Genomic DNA, 15864 nt, shown 5'->3' with positions numbered 1-15864 from the left:
ACCGTGGACGCGTCGCTGCCGGCCGACGAGCGGGTGTTCGCGCTGCCCGTGGCGCACGCCGAGGTGCTGACCGTCTCGGACAGCCCGGTGTCGATGGCTGCGTTGGCCGTACTGCCGCTGGGTGGCGTGGCGGCGGCGCTGCCGGCGCTGCTGGCGGCGTACCGCAGCGGCGGCGGGGTGCCGGACGCGGTCTACGGCGTCGACTGGCGCGAGGGCCACGCCGGCGCCAACCGGGCCATGTTCACCCACCAGCTGGCCGGCTGGCTGCGGCGGCACGCGCCGGACATCCACACCCGGCTGGCCGGCTCGGCGGCCCGGGTCGCCGATGTGGCCTGCGGCGCCGGCTGGGCGGGCATCGGGCTGGCCCGGGCCTTCCCCCGGATCGCCGTCGACGGGTACGACATCGACGCCGCGGTGATCGCCGACGCCCGGGCGCACGCCACGGACGCCGGCCTGACCGACCGGGTCTCCTTCGCCGCCCGGGACGCCGCGGACCCCGACCTGGCCGGCGAGTACGACCTGGTCTGCCTCTTCGACGCGCTGCACGAGATCGCCCGCCCGGTGCAGGTGCTGCGGGCCTGCCGGCGGTTGTGCGCCGACGGCGGCAGCGTGCTGGTGCTGGACGCGCGGGTGGCCGAGCGGTTCGCCGCACCCGCTGACGAGATCGAGCGGTTCCAGTACGCGACCAGCGTGCTGCACTGCCTGCCGGCCTGCCTGAGCGAGCAGCCCTCGGCCGGCACCGGCACCGTGCTGCGCCCGGAGACCGTTCGGGAGCTGGCGGCCGAGGCGGGCTTCGCCGCCGTCACCCAGCTGCCGATCGACGACCGGTTCCACCGGCTCTACCGCCTGATCGGCTGACCCCCACCGGCCCGCGCCGCAGGCCCACGGCGGTCCGCCGGACGGGGGGTGTCGCTACGGGTTTCGTCAAGCCGCGAGGGCAACTCTGGTCGGTGGCCCTTGATCCTCACTGCTGGTATTGGTCAGCCCGCCACCAGCCGCTACCCCTTGCCACCTTTGCTCTGCTTCAACCGACGCAACGGTCACTGCTTGTGTCCGCTGTTGCCGCGCGCTTGGTATTGGTCCGGTGCGCTGTCGCTGGTCAGCTGCCATTGCGTGGGTTGAAGCAGAGCAAAGCATGCGCGGGGGTGGACAGGGACGACCGGCCGCCGTTACGCAGGGTCGCAGTCGCGCACGGTTACGAATCGAGCGGCGAGTAGCGAGGGTCCACCGGCGGTCCGCCGCCCGGCGGGTTCGGCAATCCGCCGCCCGGCGGGTTCGGTGGGCCGGCGGCCGGGTACCCGAAAGGGGCCGGCCACCCGCGGTGGTGGCCGGCCCGGCGACGCCCGGGGGTCAGGCCCCGGCTTCGCGCTCGGCGATGCGGCGCAGCACGTGCTCCTGTACCGTGCCGAGCGTGGTGATCGACCGGGCGGTCTTCTCGTCGATCGGTTCGAGGTCGAACTCGTCCTCCAGCGCGAAGGCGAGCTCCATCAGGGCCAGCGAGTGGAAGCCGAGGTCCTGGACCAGGGCCGTCTCCGCGTCGCGGAGACCGTCGGGGTTGGGCGCCAGGTCGAGCACGATGGCCTGGACCTGGGCGCGGATCTGCTCGTCGGACTGCTTAGGCCCCACGACCGTCGGGGTCTGCTCACTCATGGTCGCTTCTTCCTTCCGGATCGCCCGGCTCACCGGAGCTGTACGGGTTGATGGACGGGTACGGTTTCCGCGAGTCGGGGCGGGCTCACCGCGGGGGTCTGACAGCTGCGCAGCACGGCGGCGAGCACCGGCACCGCGGCGGCGGTCCAACCGGCGACCGCGGTGTCGAGGTCGCCGAACTCCTCCTCCAGCACCGCCAGTCCGCGCACCGGAACCACGGCGCCCAACTCCACCAGCAGCGGTCGCAGCCGGGCGTCGGAGACGAAGCGGTGCTGCGCCCAGCCGGCGGTCATCACCGGCACCGCGACCGTGCCCGGCGACAGTCCCTCGCGGGGGAGCATGTCGAGGAAGAGCTTCAGCAGGCCGGTGTAGGAGCCCTTGAAGGTGGGGCTCACCACGACCAGCAGGCCGGGCCCGCGGACCCGGTCGAGCACCCGTTCCAGGGGCGCGTGCGCGGTGGTGCCGGCGATCAGCCGCGCCGGCAGGTCCGCCCCCAGCTCGGCCAGGTCGACCAGGTACGGGTCGCCGATGTGGACGCCGAGGTCGGCGAGGCCGGCGCGCAGCGCGCCGGTCAGGTGCCGGGCGACGGTGAGGGTGCGCGACCCCCGCCGGGGATTGCCGACCAGGACGGTGGCCGGCACGGACAGTGGCTCCGTCGGTGGGTGCGCCCGCCCTGGCGCGTGCTGCCGCAGATCGGTCACCGGTCTCCTTCCGGGTCGGCCAGCAGCCCTCGGCGCCGCAGGATCGGCAGGACACCCTCGCCGAAGGTGTACGCCTCCTCCAGATGCGGCTGGCCGGAGAGGATCAGGTGGTCCAGCCCGAGGGCGTGGTACTCCTCGATGCGGTCGGCCACCTCGACGTGGCTGCCGACCAGCGCGACGCCGGCACCCGGCCGGACCAGCCCGTAACCGGCCCACACGTTCGGATACACCTCGAGGTCGTCGGTGCGGCCCTGGTGCAGGGCGGCCATCCGGCGCTGCCCCTCGGACTCGGTCTGCCGGAACCGCCGCTGCGCCGCGGCGATGGTCTCCGGGTGCATCCCCGCCACCAGCCGGTGGGCCACCTCCCAGGCCTCCTCGGCGGTGTCCCGGCTGATCACGTGGAACCGGGAGCCGTAGGACAGCTCGCGGCCCTGCGCGTCGGCGCGGTCGCGGACCTTCTTCACCAGTGCGGCCAGCGGCTCCGGCGGCTCACCCCAGGCCAGGTAGACGTCGGCGTGGCGGGCGGCCACCTCGTGCGCGGCGGCCGAGGAGCCGCCAAGGAACACCGGTGGCGTGACCGGATGTGCCCGGGTCAACCGGCCGGCGCGAACCTGGTAGTGGGTGCCCTCGAAGTCGTACGGCCGACCCGTCCAGGCGCGGGCGAAGATGTCGAGGAACTCGTCGGCGCGGGCGTAGCGCTGGTCGTGGTCGAGCCAGTCGCCGTAGCGCAGCTGCTCGTCCCGGTCGCCGCCGGTGACCACGTTGAGCAGCAGCCGACCGTCGGACAGGCGCTGCAGGGTGGCCGCCATCTGCGCCGCCACCGCCGGGGACACCGAGCCTGGGCGTACCGCGACCATGAACATCAGCCGCCGGGTCCGGCCGGCGAGAGCCGCCGACACCAGCCAGGGGTCCTCGCAGAACAGCCCGGTGGGCACCAGGGCGCCGGCGAAGCCGAACCGGTCGGCGGCGGCGGCGACCTGAGCCAGGTAGTCGATGTCCGGCGCGCGCCGGATGTTCTCCGCCGGGTCGACGGGCGCGCCCTGCGGGGTCTTCGCCACCTCACGGCCGTCACCGTGGGACGGGAGGAACCAGTGCAGGTGAAGTGGCATGTGGACCTTCCTGTCACAGCATCCAGGTCGGGCTGGTCGAAGCCTCTCAGCAGCCGGATGCGGTGTCAAGAGTGTGTGACGTCAGTGTCGTATTGTCTGGCGTTTGTCGACGTCGGTCAGCCGGGCCGGGTGGCGCGCAGCGGCGCGGTCGGTTCGGCGGCCAGCCGGGCGGCCAGCTCGGCGTAGCCGGCCAGGAACGCGGCCGCCTCGGCCTCGGTGTACGCGGCGGTGGTGTGGAAGAAGACGGCGCGTAGGTCGGCCGGGCCGACCGGGGCGACGGCCAGCTCGAACCGGAACCGGCTGCCCAGCCCGGGCGGCACCAGCAGCTCGAACCCGACACCGGCCGCCTCCGTCCGGTGGCGCACCTCGGCCATCACGTTGAACAGCACGTCGTCGGCGCGCCGGCCGCCGGTGTGCACCGCGTCCAGCGGCAGCATCTGGTACGGCAGGTCCTGGTAGGTGAAGGCGCCGATCGCCGCCGCGTGCGCCTGCCCGACCAGGTCGGCGAAGGTCGCGGCCTGCCCGACCCGGGCCCGCAGCAGCACCATGTTGGCCAGCAGGCCGACCGTCTCGCGCAGCTCGGGGCGGGACCGGTTGGCGAACATCGAGGCCACCGCGAGGTCGTCCTGGCCGGTGACCCGGTGCAGGTGGTGGTAGAACACCGCCAGCAGCACCGAGAACAGGGTGGTGCGCTGGGTCCGGGCCAGGGCACGCAGTCGGGCCACGGTCTCCCGGTCGAGGTCCACCGCCACGTCCGAGGTCGCCGGTCCGCCCTCGAGCGCGCCCTGGCCGGCGGCGGGTGGCTCGGTGGCGGGGGAGCCGAGCGCGGGCAGTTGGCTGTCGGCCAGTTGCCGGCGCCAGTACTCCCGGTGCCGGCGCAGCCCGTCGCCGTCGAGCAGGTCCTGCTGCCAGCGGACGAACTCCGTGTACTGCCAGCCGGTCGGGGGCAGCGGCGCGGGCGCCCCGGTGGCCTGGGCGTAGAACGCGCCGAGGTCGCGGAAGAGGATGCCGGTGGACCAGGCGTCGGTGACCAGGTGGTGCAGGTTCAGGCAGAGGACGTGTTCGCGCGGTCCGAGCCGCCACAGGGTGGTCCGCGACGGCCACCCGGTCGGGTCGATCCCGGTCCGCAGCTCGGCGCGGATCGCCTGGTCGGCGGCGGTGGCCGGGTCCGGCTGGTCGGACAGGTCCACCCGCCGCGCGACGACCGGGTCCGGCGCGTGCACGACCTGGGCCAGCCGCGCCCCTCGGCCGGTGAACGTGGTACGCAGCGACTCGTGCCGGGCGGTGAGCCCGGTCAACGCGGTGTCCAGCGCGTCGGCGTCCACCTCGCCGGTCAGTCGGCACAGCAGGGGACAGCTCAACGCGCCGAAGTCGGCGCGGTAATGCTTGATCATCCAGAGCAGACGCTGGGCCACGGAAGCTGGTGTCTGTCGTATGTTCACGAAGCGACGATAGCGTCACTCCATTGGCATCGGTCAGCTCAATCGGTACGTTGTGTTGTATGAGCTTTGTCGTGCCGGCCCGGGTCGACACCACACTCACCTGGGACTACCAGGCCTCCGACCCCCGGATGGTGGCGCTCTACGAACGGGCCAAGTCGGCCCAGTGGAAGGTCTCCGACGTCGACTGGTCGGTGCATGTGCCGTTCGGCGAGCCGCTGCCCGACGACTCCGCCTTCGCGATGGCCGCGTTCGCCGACTCGCCGCTCGCGCCGCGCGGTCCCCGCGCCTGGGACGCGTTCCGGTGGGAGTTCCAGTCGTGGATGGTCAGCCAGTTCCTGCACGGCGAGCAGGCCGCCATGATCGTCGCCGCCCGGCTGGTGGAGACCGTGCCCGACCTGGACAGCAAGTTCTACGCGGCCACCCAGGCGGTCGACGAGGCCCGGCACGTGGAGGTCTTCTCCCGGTACCTGCGGGAGAAGATCCCCGAGCCGTACCAGGTGTCCCCGCCGCTGCGGGAACTGCTCACCGACATCCTGTCCGACTCTCGGTGGGACGTCACCGCGCTGGGCATGCAGATCATGGTCGAGGCGATCGCGATGGCCTCGTTCCGGTTGTCCAACAGCAGCTTCCACGATCCACTGATCAAGGAGCTGACCCACCTCGTGGCCCGCGACGAGGCACGGCACGTCACCTTCGGGGTGCTCTCCCTCAGCGGGCTCTACGACCAGCTGACCACGGCCGAGCGGGCGGAGCGGGAGGACCTCGTCCTCGACGCGGCGGCGCTGATCCGCCAGCGCTTCCTGCTCGACGACATCTGGGGGCGGCTGGAGGTCGACCGCGCCGCGGGGGTGGCCTTCGCCACCCACCATGACCTCATGATCAAGTATCGACAGGCGGTCTTCTCGCGGGTCGCCGTCGCGCTCGGCCAGATCGGTCTGATGACCGACCGGGTCCGCAACGGGCTGGACAAACTGGGTCTGCTGCAGTTCGCCGGAGAGCGGCTGCGGGTACGGAAGGGGCGTTGACATGACGGCCGCACGACGCAGCCTCGACCTGTCCGCCGTGGTCCGGCTCGGCGAACTGGGCGACCAGATCACCCCGTTCGCCCTGCGGGCCGCGTGCGACCTGCGCATCGCCGACCTGCTCGCCGACGGGCCACGGCCGGTGGTCGAGCTGGCCGGGGCGGCGGGCGCGCATCCCGGCGCGCTGCTGCGCCTGCTGCGCGCGCTCGCCGCCCGGGGCGTGTTCACCGAGGTCGCCGACGCGACGTTCGCGCTCACCCCGCTGGCCGAGCCGCTGCGCGGCGACCACCCGATGTCGCTGCGGGACAGCTTCACCCTGCTCGACTCCGACGTGCGGGCCTGGTCCGCGATCGGGCACACGGTACGAACCGGGGAACCGGCCTTCGACCACGTGCACGGTCAGGGCTACTGGGCGTACCTCGCCGGGCATCCGGAGGAGAGCGCGCGGGTCGACGACTGGATGCGCAGCGTCAACCGGCTGCACCTGCGCACCGTGCTCGGGGCGTACCCGTGGCGTCGGTTCGGCACCCTGGTCGACGTCGGTGGCGGCACCGGTGGCTTCCTGGCCGGCCTGCTCACCCGCTTCCCCGCGGTCCGCGGCGTGCTGTTCGACCTGCCGCACGTGGTGGCGGGCGCGGCCAAGGTGCTGGCCGAGGCGGGGGTGACCGACCGCTGCGAGGTGGTGCCCGGCGACGCCTTCGACGCGGTGCCCGCCGGCGGCGACGGCTACCTGCTCAAGACGGTGCTGCCCGGGTTCGACGACGACGAAGCCGCGCGCATCCTCGGCAACGTCCGGGCCGCCATGCGGCCCGACTCGCGGCTGGTGCTGCTGGAGGCCGTGCTGCCGCCCGGGGACACCTTCGACATGGCGAAGCTGTTCGACGTGCACGCGATGGTGCTCACCGGTGGCGCGCACCGCGGCGAAGACGAGACCGGCCGGCTGCTGGAGCGGGTCGGGCTGCGGCTGACCCAGGTCATCGGCTCGCCCACCCTGACCGTGCTGGAGGCCGTGCCGGTCGACTGAGCCCACGCCGGCCCGGCGGTAGGCCGCGCCGGCCCGGGGCGGGTGCGGTCAGCCGATCCGGACCGGGACCGAGGCGTACGCCCGGAACGGGGTGTCCCGCTCGCGTACGGTCGGGCCGTCAGGCTCCAGCACGGCGAGGCGGGCCAGCCGGTCGAAGACCACGGCTCCCTCCATCCGGGCCAGGAAGGCGCCCAGGCACAGGTGGGCGCCGCCGCCGAAGGTGACGTGCGGGTTGTCCGCCCGGCCCACGTCCAGCCGGTCGGGCCGGTGGAAGCGACGCTCGTCGTGGTTCGCCGAGCCGATCATCAGCACCAGCACCCGACCCCGCCGGACGGTACGCCCGCCGATCTCGATCGGCTCGCGGACGTATCGCGCGGTGCCCTGGATCGGCGCGTCCCAGCGCAGGAACTCGTCGACGGCGGTGCCGACCAGCGTCCGGTCGGCGCGCAGCCGGTCAAGCTGGTCGGGGTGGTTCAGCAGGGCGGCCGCGCCGGTGGTGATCATGTGCACGGTGGTCTCGAAGCCGGCGAAAAAGGAGAAGACCGTGTTGTCGACGATCTCGTCGTGGCTGAGGGTGTCGCCGGACTCCTCGGCGTCGAGCAGCCGGGAGAGCAGGTCGTCACCCCGGCGGGCCCGGCGCTGGTCGAGCAGCGCGCCGATGTGCTCGCGCAGCCACCGGACGGCCACGTCGGCCTCCGCACGGGCGTGCTCGGGGACCACCGCGGTGAACGCCCGGCCGAGGTTCATCGCATGGCGGCGCACGTCCTCGGTGGACTCCGGCGGGATGCCCATCAGCCGGCAGACCACCCGGACCGGCAGCGGGTACGCCAGCTCGGGCACCAGGTCCATCCGGCCGGCGGCCAGGGCCGGGACGAGCAGCTCGTCGACCAGCTCCTCGACGTAGGAGCGCAGCTGGCGGACGACCGCCGGGCTGAACGCCCGGCTCATCAGCCGGCGCAGCCGGACGTGGTCCGGCGGGTCGCGGTAGAGCATGATCCGCTGGAAGAACGCGCTCGCCGGCCCGTCGCCCACCGACACCTCGTGGTAACCGGCGGGGAATTCGCTGCCCAGTCGCGGGTCGTGTTGCAACGCGGTGACGTCGGCGAGGCGGGTGACGCCCCAGCTGCCCGGCCCGATCCGGCACAGCGGCCCGGCGGCGCGCAGGCGTGCGTACTCGGGGTAGGGATCCTCGACGACGTTCGGGTCCAGGGCGTCGAAGCGTGGTGCCAGGGCCGGTGCGCTCATCTGTCTAGTGTGTGTTGGGTTCGTCGCGCAGGCAAGGGTGGCATGAGGACACACCACACATCCACGGGTGTCTTTTGTGCCCCGCCGATCCGGGCCGTGTCAAGGGTTCCGCCGACTTTGTCAACCTGACCGGGCCAGTGCCTAGATGATCACAGGCCGTCACGCCAACGGGTCGGATCGGCGTTGATCGGCTCCGGCCTCCGGGCGTCGACCCGCTGGCCCGGATCGATCGGCGTCGGTGGCCTCGACCAAAGGTGCTGCTCATCGCCGGGCGGTGGGCCGGCGCCGGGCCGGGGCGGGCGGGTCAGGAGATTCTCCGGTGAAAACACGGAAAGTCACCTGCATCCTCGCCTATCAGAATTGATCGGGAGAGATAGCACGCGGACGTCCCAGTATTGAAGCCGATCGGTCATTCCCAGGCCGTGTACGTGCGCTCTAGGGTGTAACACCAGCAGGAGGGGGGAATAGTGTTGCCGATGGTCAAGGCCCGTAGAGTGAGCCAAACCGCCGTCGCGATTTCGGTCAGCGGCAGCGTCGACCGGAGCACCGCCGGGTACGTTACCCGGGTGGCCGAGTACATGCTGGACCACGTCGACTCGCGGCCGGATCGCGTCGAGCTGGATCTGACCGAGGTGACCGCCGTCGACGAGGTGGGGTTCGCCTCCCTGGTGGACGTGGCCGCCGGTGCCAGCGCGGCGGGTGCCGCGGTGGTCGTGCGGTGCGGTGCGGAGCGGGCGATGCTGGAGCGGCACGTCGGTGGGCGGGTCGCGGCGTCGGAGCAGATCGGGCGCATGATGCGCCGGCAGCTCAGGCCGGTGGTGCGCCGGCGCAGGGCCCATCCGGTGGTCTCCGAGGCGCGCGTGGTGCGCTGGTGTCCCGGCCCGCTGGCCGGTCGCAGCCGGGGTTGACCAGCGCCCTCCGGGGGGCTCAGGCAGGCCGGTGGTCGGGTCGGTAGGGGGCCGACCGACCCCGGACCTTCCCCCGGAGAAATATATTGGTCGAATCGGTCCGATTCCGAACGCTTAACCGGATTGTCGCCCATGTCGAGGCGGATGCAATTTGCAGTCCCAAGTGACAGCCGTATGACAGCCTGGGAAATTCCTCAATACGGTGACCTCGGGCGACGCCGTTATTTGCCGACTCAATTAATGGTGCGGCGTTGACTGTTATCCGACTGTGGCGCGGCCGGCACCCCGGTGGACGGGGTCCGCTCAGCTGATCGGAGCGGCGCGCAGCTCGGCGAGCGGGACGTCGGCGTCGGTGACCGCACGCCGGACCAGGCTGACGTAGTCGCGGACGAAGGCGTCCGCCCAGGCCGGATCGAACTCGGCGCGCGAGCAGAGCAGCAGTGCGGAGAGCGTGTCGCCCTGCGGCACCACCACGAACTCCAGCGCGAAGCGCCGCCGCTCCAGCTGGGCCTCCATGTCGTCGAGCTCCTCGCCGGCCATGTCGGCCCGGGTCATCAGCCCGCCCAGCAGCTGGAACAGCACGTCGTCGGTGCGCCCGGTGCCACCGGCCACGGTGTCCGGCGGGAGCAGCTGGTGGGGCAGATCCTGGTGGCGCATCGCCGCCATCACGGTGGTGCGGGTCTGCGCGATCAGCTCGCTCAGGGTGGTGCCCGGCGTGACGCGTTCGCGCAGCAGCACCATGCTGGCGAAGAAGCCCACGGTGTCGCGGACCTGCGGCTGTGTGCGGTTGGCGAACAGCGAGGCCACCGTGAGGTCGTCGGCGCGGGTCTCGGTGTGCAGCAGCGCGTAGAACACCGCCAGGGTCACCGGGAACAACGTGGTGCGGTGCCGGCGGGCGAGCTGCCGCAGGCCGGCGGTGGTCTCCGCGTCGACGTAATGCTCGACGGAGATCCACGGCGGCTCGCCGTCGGGCACCGGACGCGACCGGCGGGCGGGCAGCTCCACCAGGCGGGCGCCGCTGAGCTTGCCGGTCCAGTACTCCGTGAGCCGCTCCAGGTTCGCCCCGGAGAGCTGCTCGGACTGCCAGCGGGCCCATTGCGCGTACTGCCACTGCGGTACGGGCAGGTCGGCCGGCTCGCCGGTCTCCGCGGCGTACAGGGCGCGCAGATCCCGGGCCAGCAGGGCGTTGGAGTAGTCGTCGGAGCAGTAGTGGTGCAGGGTGAGCGCCACCAGGTGGTGCTGCGGGTCGATCCGGACCACCACCGGCCGCAGCGGCCACACCGAGGCGTCGACCCCGGTGGCCACCTCGGTGGCCACGATCCGGCGGGCGGCGGCGGCCGGGTCGGGCTCGGCCGACACGTCGGTGAGCGGCACCGGCACCGGTCGTGGTTCGTGGATCCGCTGGCGCAGCCGCCGGCCGTGCGGGTAGGTGGTCCGCAACGGCTCGTGCCGCGCGCTGAGGGCGGCGACCGCCCGGGTCATCGCCTCGTGGTCGTACGGGCCGCGCAGGCGCCACAGGACCTGCTCGTTCAGGGCGCTGTCCCGGCCACGGTAGTGGTCCATCAGGGCCAGGAGACGTTGACCGACGGAAGCGGGTTCGTCACGCACGTGGTGAGCCTAGAACACGACACGACAGGTGTCGACAGTGTCGACGGCCCAGCCCAGCCGCCGCCCCGTACGGCGATGACGTATGTCGGGTCTTGTCGACCGGCGCGTACTCCCGGATAGTTCTTTCCATGCGAGCCGACACCGCGCGTCCCCACCTGTCCGCGGCGTTCCTGGCGACCCAGGACGACCCCTACCCGGCCTACGCCGAGTTGCGCGCCCGGGGCCCGCTGTCCCGGGCGGAGCTGGGCCAGTGGCTGGTCACCGGGCACGCGGTGGTGTCCACCCTGCTGCGGGACCACCGGCTGGAGAGCCGGATGCCACCGGAGTACACCCGGCTCACCCTCGGCGACGGCCCGGGCGTGGAGTTCCTGAACCGGATCGTGCTCACCCGCACCCCACCGGAGCACACCCGACTGCGGCGGTTCATCGGCCGGGCGCTGGGCACCCCGGTGGTGCGCCGGCTGGCCGGGCAGATCGGCGCGGCGGCCGACGCGCTGCTGGAACCCGCCCTGGACCGCGGCCGTCTCGACGTGGTGACCGAGCTGGCGGTGCCGCTGCCGGTCGGGGTGGTGTGCGACCTGATCGGTATCCCGATGGAGGACCGACCGGAGGTGCTGACCCGGGTCATCTCGCTGGCCAAGGTCTTCGACGCGGCCAACCTCACCCCGGCCGACCTGCGGGACATCAACGCGGCGCTGCCCTGGCTGCACGACTACCTGGCCGAGCTGCTGTCGGTACGGCGCGACAGCCCGGGCGGGCCGACGCTGGCCGGGATGTACTGGGAGGAGTCCGCCACCGACCGGCTGGCGGTGGCGGACTTCGTGGACAACATGCTCTTTCTGTTCCACGCCGGGTTCGAGACCACCATGGGCCTGGTCTCCAACGGGGTCGCCGCGCTGCTCGACCATCCGGAGCAGCTGCGCCGGCTGCGCGCCGACCCGGCGCTGGTGCCCTCGGCGGTGGAGGAGTTCCTGCGGTACGACGCGCCGATCCAGAACGTGATCCGGGTGGCCCGCGAACCGGTCGAGGTGGCCGGTGTCAAGATCCGGGCCGGGCGGACGGTGCTGCTGCTGCTCGGCGCGGCCAACCGGGACGCCACGGTGTTCGCCGACGCCGAGCGCCTCGACGTCGGGCGTGACCCCAATCCGCACCTCGGCTTCGGTGGCGGCCTGCACCACTGCCTCGGCACCGCGTTGGCCCGGCTGATGTCGGTGGTCGTCTTCGAGCGGCTGGTGGGCGCGGTGGAGCTCCTCGGGCCGGCCGCGCCGCCGGTGCGGCGCCGGCACGCCAGCCTGCGTTCGTACGACCGGCTGCCGTTGGCGGTCCGGGCCCGCTGACCCGCGCGGTGTCGACTGTGCTCACCGGGAGTGTCTGCGGGTAGGGTGTGGTGTTGTTTGTCGACAACTGGAGGATCTTCATGTCCGATGTGGTCGCGCCCATCATCCCCTTCCTGCGTTATCAGGATCCGGGCGCCGCGATCGACTGGCTGTGCGTCGCCTTCGGCTTCGAGGTGCTGGAGACCACCACTGGCGGCGAGGGCCAGGTCGTGCACGCCGAGCTGCGTTGGGGCATCGGCACCTTCCAGCTCGGTCCGGCCGGCTCGTCGAGCCTGCCCATGGGCAGCCCGCGTGACCTGCCGTTCACCAGCCAGGGCGTGTACGTGCACGTCGGCGACGCGGTCGACGCGCACCACGACCGGGCGGTCGCGGCCGGCGCCGAGGTGGTCATGCCGTTGACCGACACGGACTACGGCTCCCGGGAGTACGTGGTGCGGGACTTCGAGGGTCACCTGTGGGGCTTCGGCAGCTACGCGCCGAAGCTCGACTGACGACTAGTCGACAGATCGTTCGCCGCTTCGTTCCCGGCCGGACGCGAAGAGCACATAGAGTGATTGCTCATCCTGAATCCGCAGCATCGACTCCGAGGAGTGACCCATGGCCGATTCCTCCGTCCCGCCCACCGTCGCACCGTACATCGCGTACCAGAACCCGGCGAAGGCCATCGACTGGCTGGTGAACACCTTCGGCTTCACCTCGCTGGCCGTCTTCGACGACGGGGCGGGCAACGTGTACCACGCCGAGCTGCGTATCGGTGACCACGGGCTGATCATGATCAACCCGGCCAACGACGGGCTGCGCCTCGGCGAGCCGCTGGCCCTCGGCGCCGCGTCCGCCGGCACGTTCGTGCGGGTCGAGACCGACACCGAGGTGGACGCGCTGCACGACCGGGCGGTCGCCGGGGGCGCCGAGATCCTGCTCGCCCCCGAGAGCAAGCCGCACGACTCGTACGAGTTCACCTGCCGCGACCCGCAGGGCCACGTCTGGACCTTCGCGACCTACCGGACCGCCCTGGGCTGAGTCCCGACCTGGGTATCAGAGCGGACTTCCAAACGCGGCTTCGGTGCCACCGGTGACGGTGGCACCGGAGCCGCGTGGTAAATGGACCGCTCAGCGGCGGGGCAGCAGGAAGCTGCCCAGCAGGGCCAGGGCGAAGCTGATCACGCTGTACCAGAGCGTGCCGACCATCGCCCGCTGGAAACTGACCTGACTGGTCTCGAACGCCCGCTCCTCGATGACCCGGGCGGTGGTGTCCCCGCTGCCGGCGGCCAGGCTCACGCTGTCGCAGCCGGCCGGGCGCAGCGTCGGATCCGCCGCATGGAGCTGGGTGGTGAGGCAGTCGCGGAACCGTTCGCTGATCTGGCCGGCCTGGGCGTCCGAGACGCCCGTGGCGACCAGGTCGGCGCGCAGCCGCGGCGCCACGTCGTCTACCGCCGCCGGCGCCTGGACGGCCAGCAGGCTGAAGAACAGCGTGCCGCACGCCGCGATGCCCAGGGTGACACCGATCTGGTAGTTGGCGTTGACCACCCCGGAGGCGGATCCGGCCTGTTCGCCCGGCACGTCGTGCAGCGAGTAGCCCATCAGCGGCGGGAAGGTCATGCCCATGCCGGCGCCACCGACGAACATCGGCGCGAGCAGCTGCCAGATGGAGACCTGCGGGGTGGCGTGGATGACCCACATGAACCAGAACATGCTGGCGATCAGCAGCAGCAGCCCGATCTGCAGGCCGACCCGGCCGAGCTTGGGCGTGATCGCCCGGGCGGAGAGCCAGCCGAGCAGCGGCACGGCGATGTCCCAGGGCAGCCCGGACAGGCCGGCGCGCAGGATGCTGAAGCCGACGCCGATCTGTAGGTAGATCGTGATGACCAGGAAGAACGACATCACCGCGCCCTGGAAGAGGAAGACCACCACCAGACCGGAATTGAACGAGCGGTGCCGGAACAGCGACATCGGCACCAGCGGCGACTCGGTACGGGCCCGCTGGTGCAGCACGAACACCGCGAAGACGGCCAGGCCGCCGGCCATGCTGGCGTACGTCCAGACGGGCCAGTCCTGCTCGCGACCCTGCACCAGCGGGTAGACGATCAGCAGCACCGCCACCGTGATCAGTGCCGCGCCGACCAGGTCGAGCCGGTCCCGGCGGTTACGCTCCGACTCGGGCAGCAGAGCCCGCGCGGCGAAGAAGGCGGCGATGCCGATCGGGACGTTGACCAGGAAGATCGACCGCCAGCCCAGGCCGGCCACGTTGGCGGTGGTCAGCAGCGCGCCGACCAGTGGGCCGCCGACCGTGCCGAAGGCCAGCGCCGCGCTCATCGCGGCGAACGCCTTGCCGCGTTCCTTCGGCGCGTAGAGCAGCTGGATGAGGGTGTAGACCTGCGGCACCATCACCGCGCCCATCGCACCCTGCAGGAAGCGCAGCACGATCAGCTGCTCGGGCGTCTGGGCGATGCCGGCGAGCAGCGAGGTGAAGGTGAAGCCGGCGACGCCGATCAGGAACATCCGGCGTACCCCGACGATGTCGCCGAGCCGGCCGGAGATGATCAGGGTCGAGGCGAAGGCGAGCGCGTACCCGGCCACCAGCCACTGCATGGTGGAGGCGGTGGCGTTGATGCCGTCGCGGATGGACGGCAGCGCCACGTTGACGATGGTGATGTCGAGCAGGTCCAGGACGAACCCGGTGAGCACCACGACGAGGGCGAGGGTGCGCTTGCGGCCGGTGATCGGGGGGACGAACTCGTCGGGCGGCGCCGGGGCCGGCGCGGGCGCCGCCACCGTGCGGGTGTCGTCAGACATCAGATCCCTTTCCTGAGAAGTGCTCCGCCGTCGTGGTAGGACACGACAAGCGGCCGGCCGAGACCGGCCAGCGCGGCGGCGTACCCGGTGGGTGCCGCCAGGTCGGTGAGGTGTGGTGGGTCGGCCGGGGCGGGCGCGCCGTCCCAGCGCAGCAGGGCGGCCGGCTGGTCCGGCCCGGTCACGGTGATCGTCGCCGGGTCGATGCTCAGCCCGTCGCCGGTCGCCTTGAGCAGCGCCTCCTTCCTGGTCCAGTACCGGACGAAGGCGGTCGTCCGGTCCCGGACACCCGGGCCGGTGACCACCACCCGTTCGGTCGGGGCCAGGGCGCGCAGCGGGAGCGTGCCGCCGCGCAGCGCGATCCGTTCGACGTCGACGCCGATCTCGGTCCGCACGGTGAACGCCACCACGCACCACCGCCCGGAGTGCGAGACGGAGAACGTCACCGGCGCCGATGGTGAACGCAGCACCGGCTTGCCGTGCGGCCCGCCGCACTGCCGGCAGACCGCCGCGAAGTCGAGTTCGGACGTCGGGGTGCCGAGCATGCCGGCGAGCACCAGCCGGGTCACCGCCCGCGCGGTGAGGTACGCCGCGCGTCCGTGCGGATCGCCGAACTCCGCGTGCCGGCGGCGTTCCCCGGCGGCGAGCAGAGCGTGCAGGGCGGGTTCGTCCGGGAGCGCGACCGGAGTCCACCAGACCTGGCAGGTGCCCTCGACGGGTAGGCCGGTCGCCATCGCGGATCCCACCTCTCCGCCGGTCACTGGTGAGCCCGACCGATCGTCGCTCGTCGTGTGTGGAGCTTATTGTAAGTAGATTGTTCTTTCTACTGTACGTACCCGGGCTCGCTTGTTACCTTGGCGTCGGCACAGACTCGTGTGGGAGTGACGCGAGGACTCCGTCGGACAGGGGAGACCCAGATTGGGCGTTGAGGCCGAACACACGCGACCCTTCACCCGGGACGGCATGCGGGACGACATCGCGGCGGTCCTCGGCGAACCACCCGGCACGGTCGCCGACGACGCCGACCT

Annotated in this window: 15 protein-coding genes; 7 read left to right on the top strand and 8 right to left on the bottom strand. The window is 72.1% G+C overall.

Going from position 1 to position 15864, the window contains the following annotated elements; all coding sequences use genetic code 11:
• Positions 1 to 858 (top strand): class I SAM-dependent methyltransferase (locus AB0M52_RS16525; protein ID WP_363954032.1); only part of this gene is annotated, 858 nt, incomplete at its 5' end.
• A 492-nt stretch (positions 859 to 1350) separates the two neighbouring features.
• Here the strand turns inward: AB0M52_RS16525 and AB0M52_RS16520 are convergent.
• From AB0M52_RS16520 to AB0M52_RS16505, 4 genes are all read right to left on the bottom strand, one after another.
• Positions 1351 to 1650 carry an acyl carrier protein gene (locus AB0M52_RS16520; protein ID WP_363954030.1) on the bottom strand — a complete coding sequence of 100 codons (300 nt, stop codon included), beginning with the start codon at positions 1648 to 1650 and terminating at the stop codon, positions 1351 to 1353.
• 29 nt (positions 1651 to 1679) lie between these two features.
• Positions 1680 to 2351, bottom strand: coding sequence for an NAD(P)H-dependent oxidoreductase (locus AB0M52_RS16515; protein WP_363954028.1), 672 nt, complete (start codon positions 2349 to 2351; stop codon positions 1680 to 1682).
• A complete protein-coding gene (locus tag AB0M52_RS16510) occupies positions 2348 to 3460 on the bottom strand; it encodes an LLM class flavin-dependent oxidoreductase (RefSeq protein ID WP_363954026.1) in 1113 nt (370 codons plus the stop codon). Before AB0M52_RS16510 ends, AB0M52_RS16515 begins: the two co-directional genes overlap by 4 nt.
• A gap of 116 nt (positions 3461 to 3576) precedes the next feature.
• Entirely contained in the window at positions 3577 to 4902 is a 1326-nt protein-coding gene (locus AB0M52_RS16505) for a condensation domain-containing protein (protein ID WP_363954024.1), read from the bottom strand.
• A gap of 59 nt (positions 4903 to 4961) precedes the next feature.
• On the opposite strand from AB0M52_RS16505, the gene AB0M52_RS16500 reads away from it, so the two are divergent.
• Together AB0M52_RS16500 and AB0M52_RS16495 are read left to right on the top strand one after the other, a co-directional pair.
• Complete coding sequence (locus tag AB0M52_RS16500; protein ID WP_363954022.1) at positions 4962 to 5927, top strand: ferritin-like domain-containing protein; 966 nt, start codon at positions 4962 to 4964, stop codon at positions 5925 to 5927.
• A 1-nt stretch (position 5928) separates the two neighbouring features.
• Positions 5929 to 6948, top strand: a complete 1020-nt coding sequence (locus tag AB0M52_RS16495; protein WP_363954020.1) for a methyltransferase — start codon at positions 5929 to 5931, stop codon at positions 6946 to 6948.
• Between the two features lie 48 nt (positions 6949 to 6996).
• Here AB0M52_RS16495 and AB0M52_RS16490 read toward each other — a convergent pair whose 3' ends face one another.
• Positions 6997 to 8193, bottom strand: a complete 1197-nt coding sequence (locus AB0M52_RS16490) for a cytochrome P450 (RefSeq protein ID WP_363954018.1) — start codon at positions 8191 to 8193, stop codon at positions 6997 to 6999.
• A 494-nt stretch (positions 8194 to 8687) separates the two neighbouring features.
• On the opposite strand from AB0M52_RS16490, the gene AB0M52_RS16485 reads away from it, so the two are divergent.
• Positions 8688 to 9101, top strand: coding sequence for a hypothetical protein (locus tag AB0M52_RS16485; RefSeq protein ID WP_363954016.1), 414 nt, complete (start codon positions 8688 to 8690; stop codon positions 9099 to 9101).
• 303 nt (positions 9102 to 9404) lie between these two features.
• On the opposite strand, the gene AB0M52_RS16480 is transcribed toward AB0M52_RS16485, so the two are convergent.
• Positions 9405 to 10664: a condensation domain-containing protein gene (locus tag AB0M52_RS16480; protein WP_363954034.1), complete on the bottom strand. Its 1260-nt coding sequence runs from the start codon at positions 10662 to 10664 to the stop codon at positions 9405 to 9407.
• Positions 10665 to 10837: 173 nt separating this feature from the next.
• Here AB0M52_RS16480 and AB0M52_RS16475 point away from each other — a divergent pair, with 173 nt between their 5' ends.
• The 3 genes from AB0M52_RS16475 (at position 10838) to AB0M52_RS16465 (ending at position 13066) form a co-directional block, all read left to right on the top strand.
• Positions 10838 to 12046 (top strand): cytochrome P450, encoded by a 1209-nt coding sequence (locus AB0M52_RS16475; protein ID WP_363954014.1) that lies wholly within the window; start codon positions 10838 to 10840, stop codon positions 12044 to 12046.
• A gap of 80 nt (positions 12047 to 12126) precedes the next feature.
• Positions 12127 to 12537: a VOC family protein gene (locus tag AB0M52_RS16470; RefSeq protein WP_363954012.1), complete on the top strand. Its 411-nt coding sequence runs from the start codon at positions 12127 to 12129 to the stop codon at positions 12535 to 12537.
• 106 nt (positions 12538 to 12643) lie between these two features.
• Entirely contained in the window at positions 12644 to 13066 is a 423-nt protein-coding gene (locus tag AB0M52_RS16465) for a VOC family protein (RefSeq protein ID WP_363954010.1), read from the top strand.
• 90 nt (positions 13067 to 13156) lie between these two features.
• On the opposite strand, the gene AB0M52_RS16460 is transcribed toward AB0M52_RS16465, so the two are convergent.
• Complete coding sequence (locus tag AB0M52_RS16460; RefSeq protein WP_363954008.1) at positions 13157 to 14839, bottom strand: MFS transporter; 1683 nt, start codon at positions 14837 to 14839, stop codon at positions 13157 to 13159.
• Positions 14839 to 15570 carry a 4'-phosphopantetheinyl transferase superfamily protein gene (locus AB0M52_RS16455; RefSeq protein WP_363954006.1) on the bottom strand — a complete coding sequence of 244 codons (732 nt, stop codon included), beginning with the start codon at positions 15568 to 15570 and terminating at the stop codon, positions 14839 to 14841. Before AB0M52_RS16455 ends, AB0M52_RS16460 begins: the two co-directional genes overlap by 1 nt.
• Positions 15571 to 15864: the final 294 nt, after the last annotated feature.

The organism is Micromonospora sp. NPDC051296, from assembly GCF_040682255.1.
In the GTDB taxonomy this organism is placed as follows: domain Bacteria; phylum Actinomycetota; class Actinomycetes; order Mycobacteriales; family Micromonosporaceae; genus Micromonospora; species Micromonospora craterilacus.
The sequence above is the reverse complement of the archived record's forward strand: the minus strand, read 5'-3'. Positions and strand labels throughout refer to the sequence as shown.

Bases quoted from the DNA above. Each gene is read 5' to 3' on its own strand.
- AB0M52_RS16520 (WP_363954030.1), bottom strand. From the start codon at position 1,650: ATGAGTGAGCAGACCCCGACGGTCGTGGGGCCTAAGCAGTCCGACGAG.
- AB0M52_RS16510 (WP_363954026.1), bottom strand. From the start codon at position 3,460: ATGCCACTTCACCTGCACTGGTTCCTCCCGTCCCACGGTGACGGCCGT.
- AB0M52_RS16500 (WP_363954022.1), top strand. From the start codon at position 4,962: ATGAGCTTTGTCGTGCCGGCCCGGGTCGACACCACACTCACCTGGGAC.
- AB0M52_RS16495 (WP_363954020.1), top strand. From the start codon at position 5,929: ATGACGGCCGCACGACGCAGCCTCGACCTGTCCGCCGTGGTCCGGCTC.
- AB0M52_RS16490 (WP_363954018.1), bottom strand. From the start codon at position 8,193: ATGAGCGCACCGGCCCTGGCACCACGCTTCGACGCCCTGGACCCGAAC.
- AB0M52_RS16480 (WP_363954034.1), bottom strand. From the start codon at position 10,664: ATGGACCACTACCGTGGCCGGGACAGCGCCCTGAACGAGCAGGTCCTG.
- AB0M52_RS16475 (WP_363954014.1), top strand. From the start codon at position 10,838: ATGCGAGCCGACACCGCGCGTCCCCACCTGTCCGCGGCGTTCCTGGCG.
- AB0M52_RS16470 (WP_363954012.1), top strand. From the start codon at position 12,127: ATGTCCGATGTGGTCGCGCCCATCATCCCCTTCCTGCGTTATCAGGAT.
- AB0M52_RS16465 (WP_363954010.1), top strand. From the start codon at position 12,644: ATGGCCGATTCCTCCGTCCCGCCCACCGTCGCACCGTACATCGCGTAC.
- AB0M52_RS16460 (WP_363954008.1), bottom strand. From the start codon at position 14,839: ATGTCTGACGACACCCGCACGGTGGCGGCGCCCGCGCCGGCCCCGGCG.
- AB0M52_RS16455 (WP_363954006.1), bottom strand. From the start codon at position 15,570: ATGGCGACCGGCCTACCCGTCGAGGGCACCTGCCAGGTCTGGTGGACT.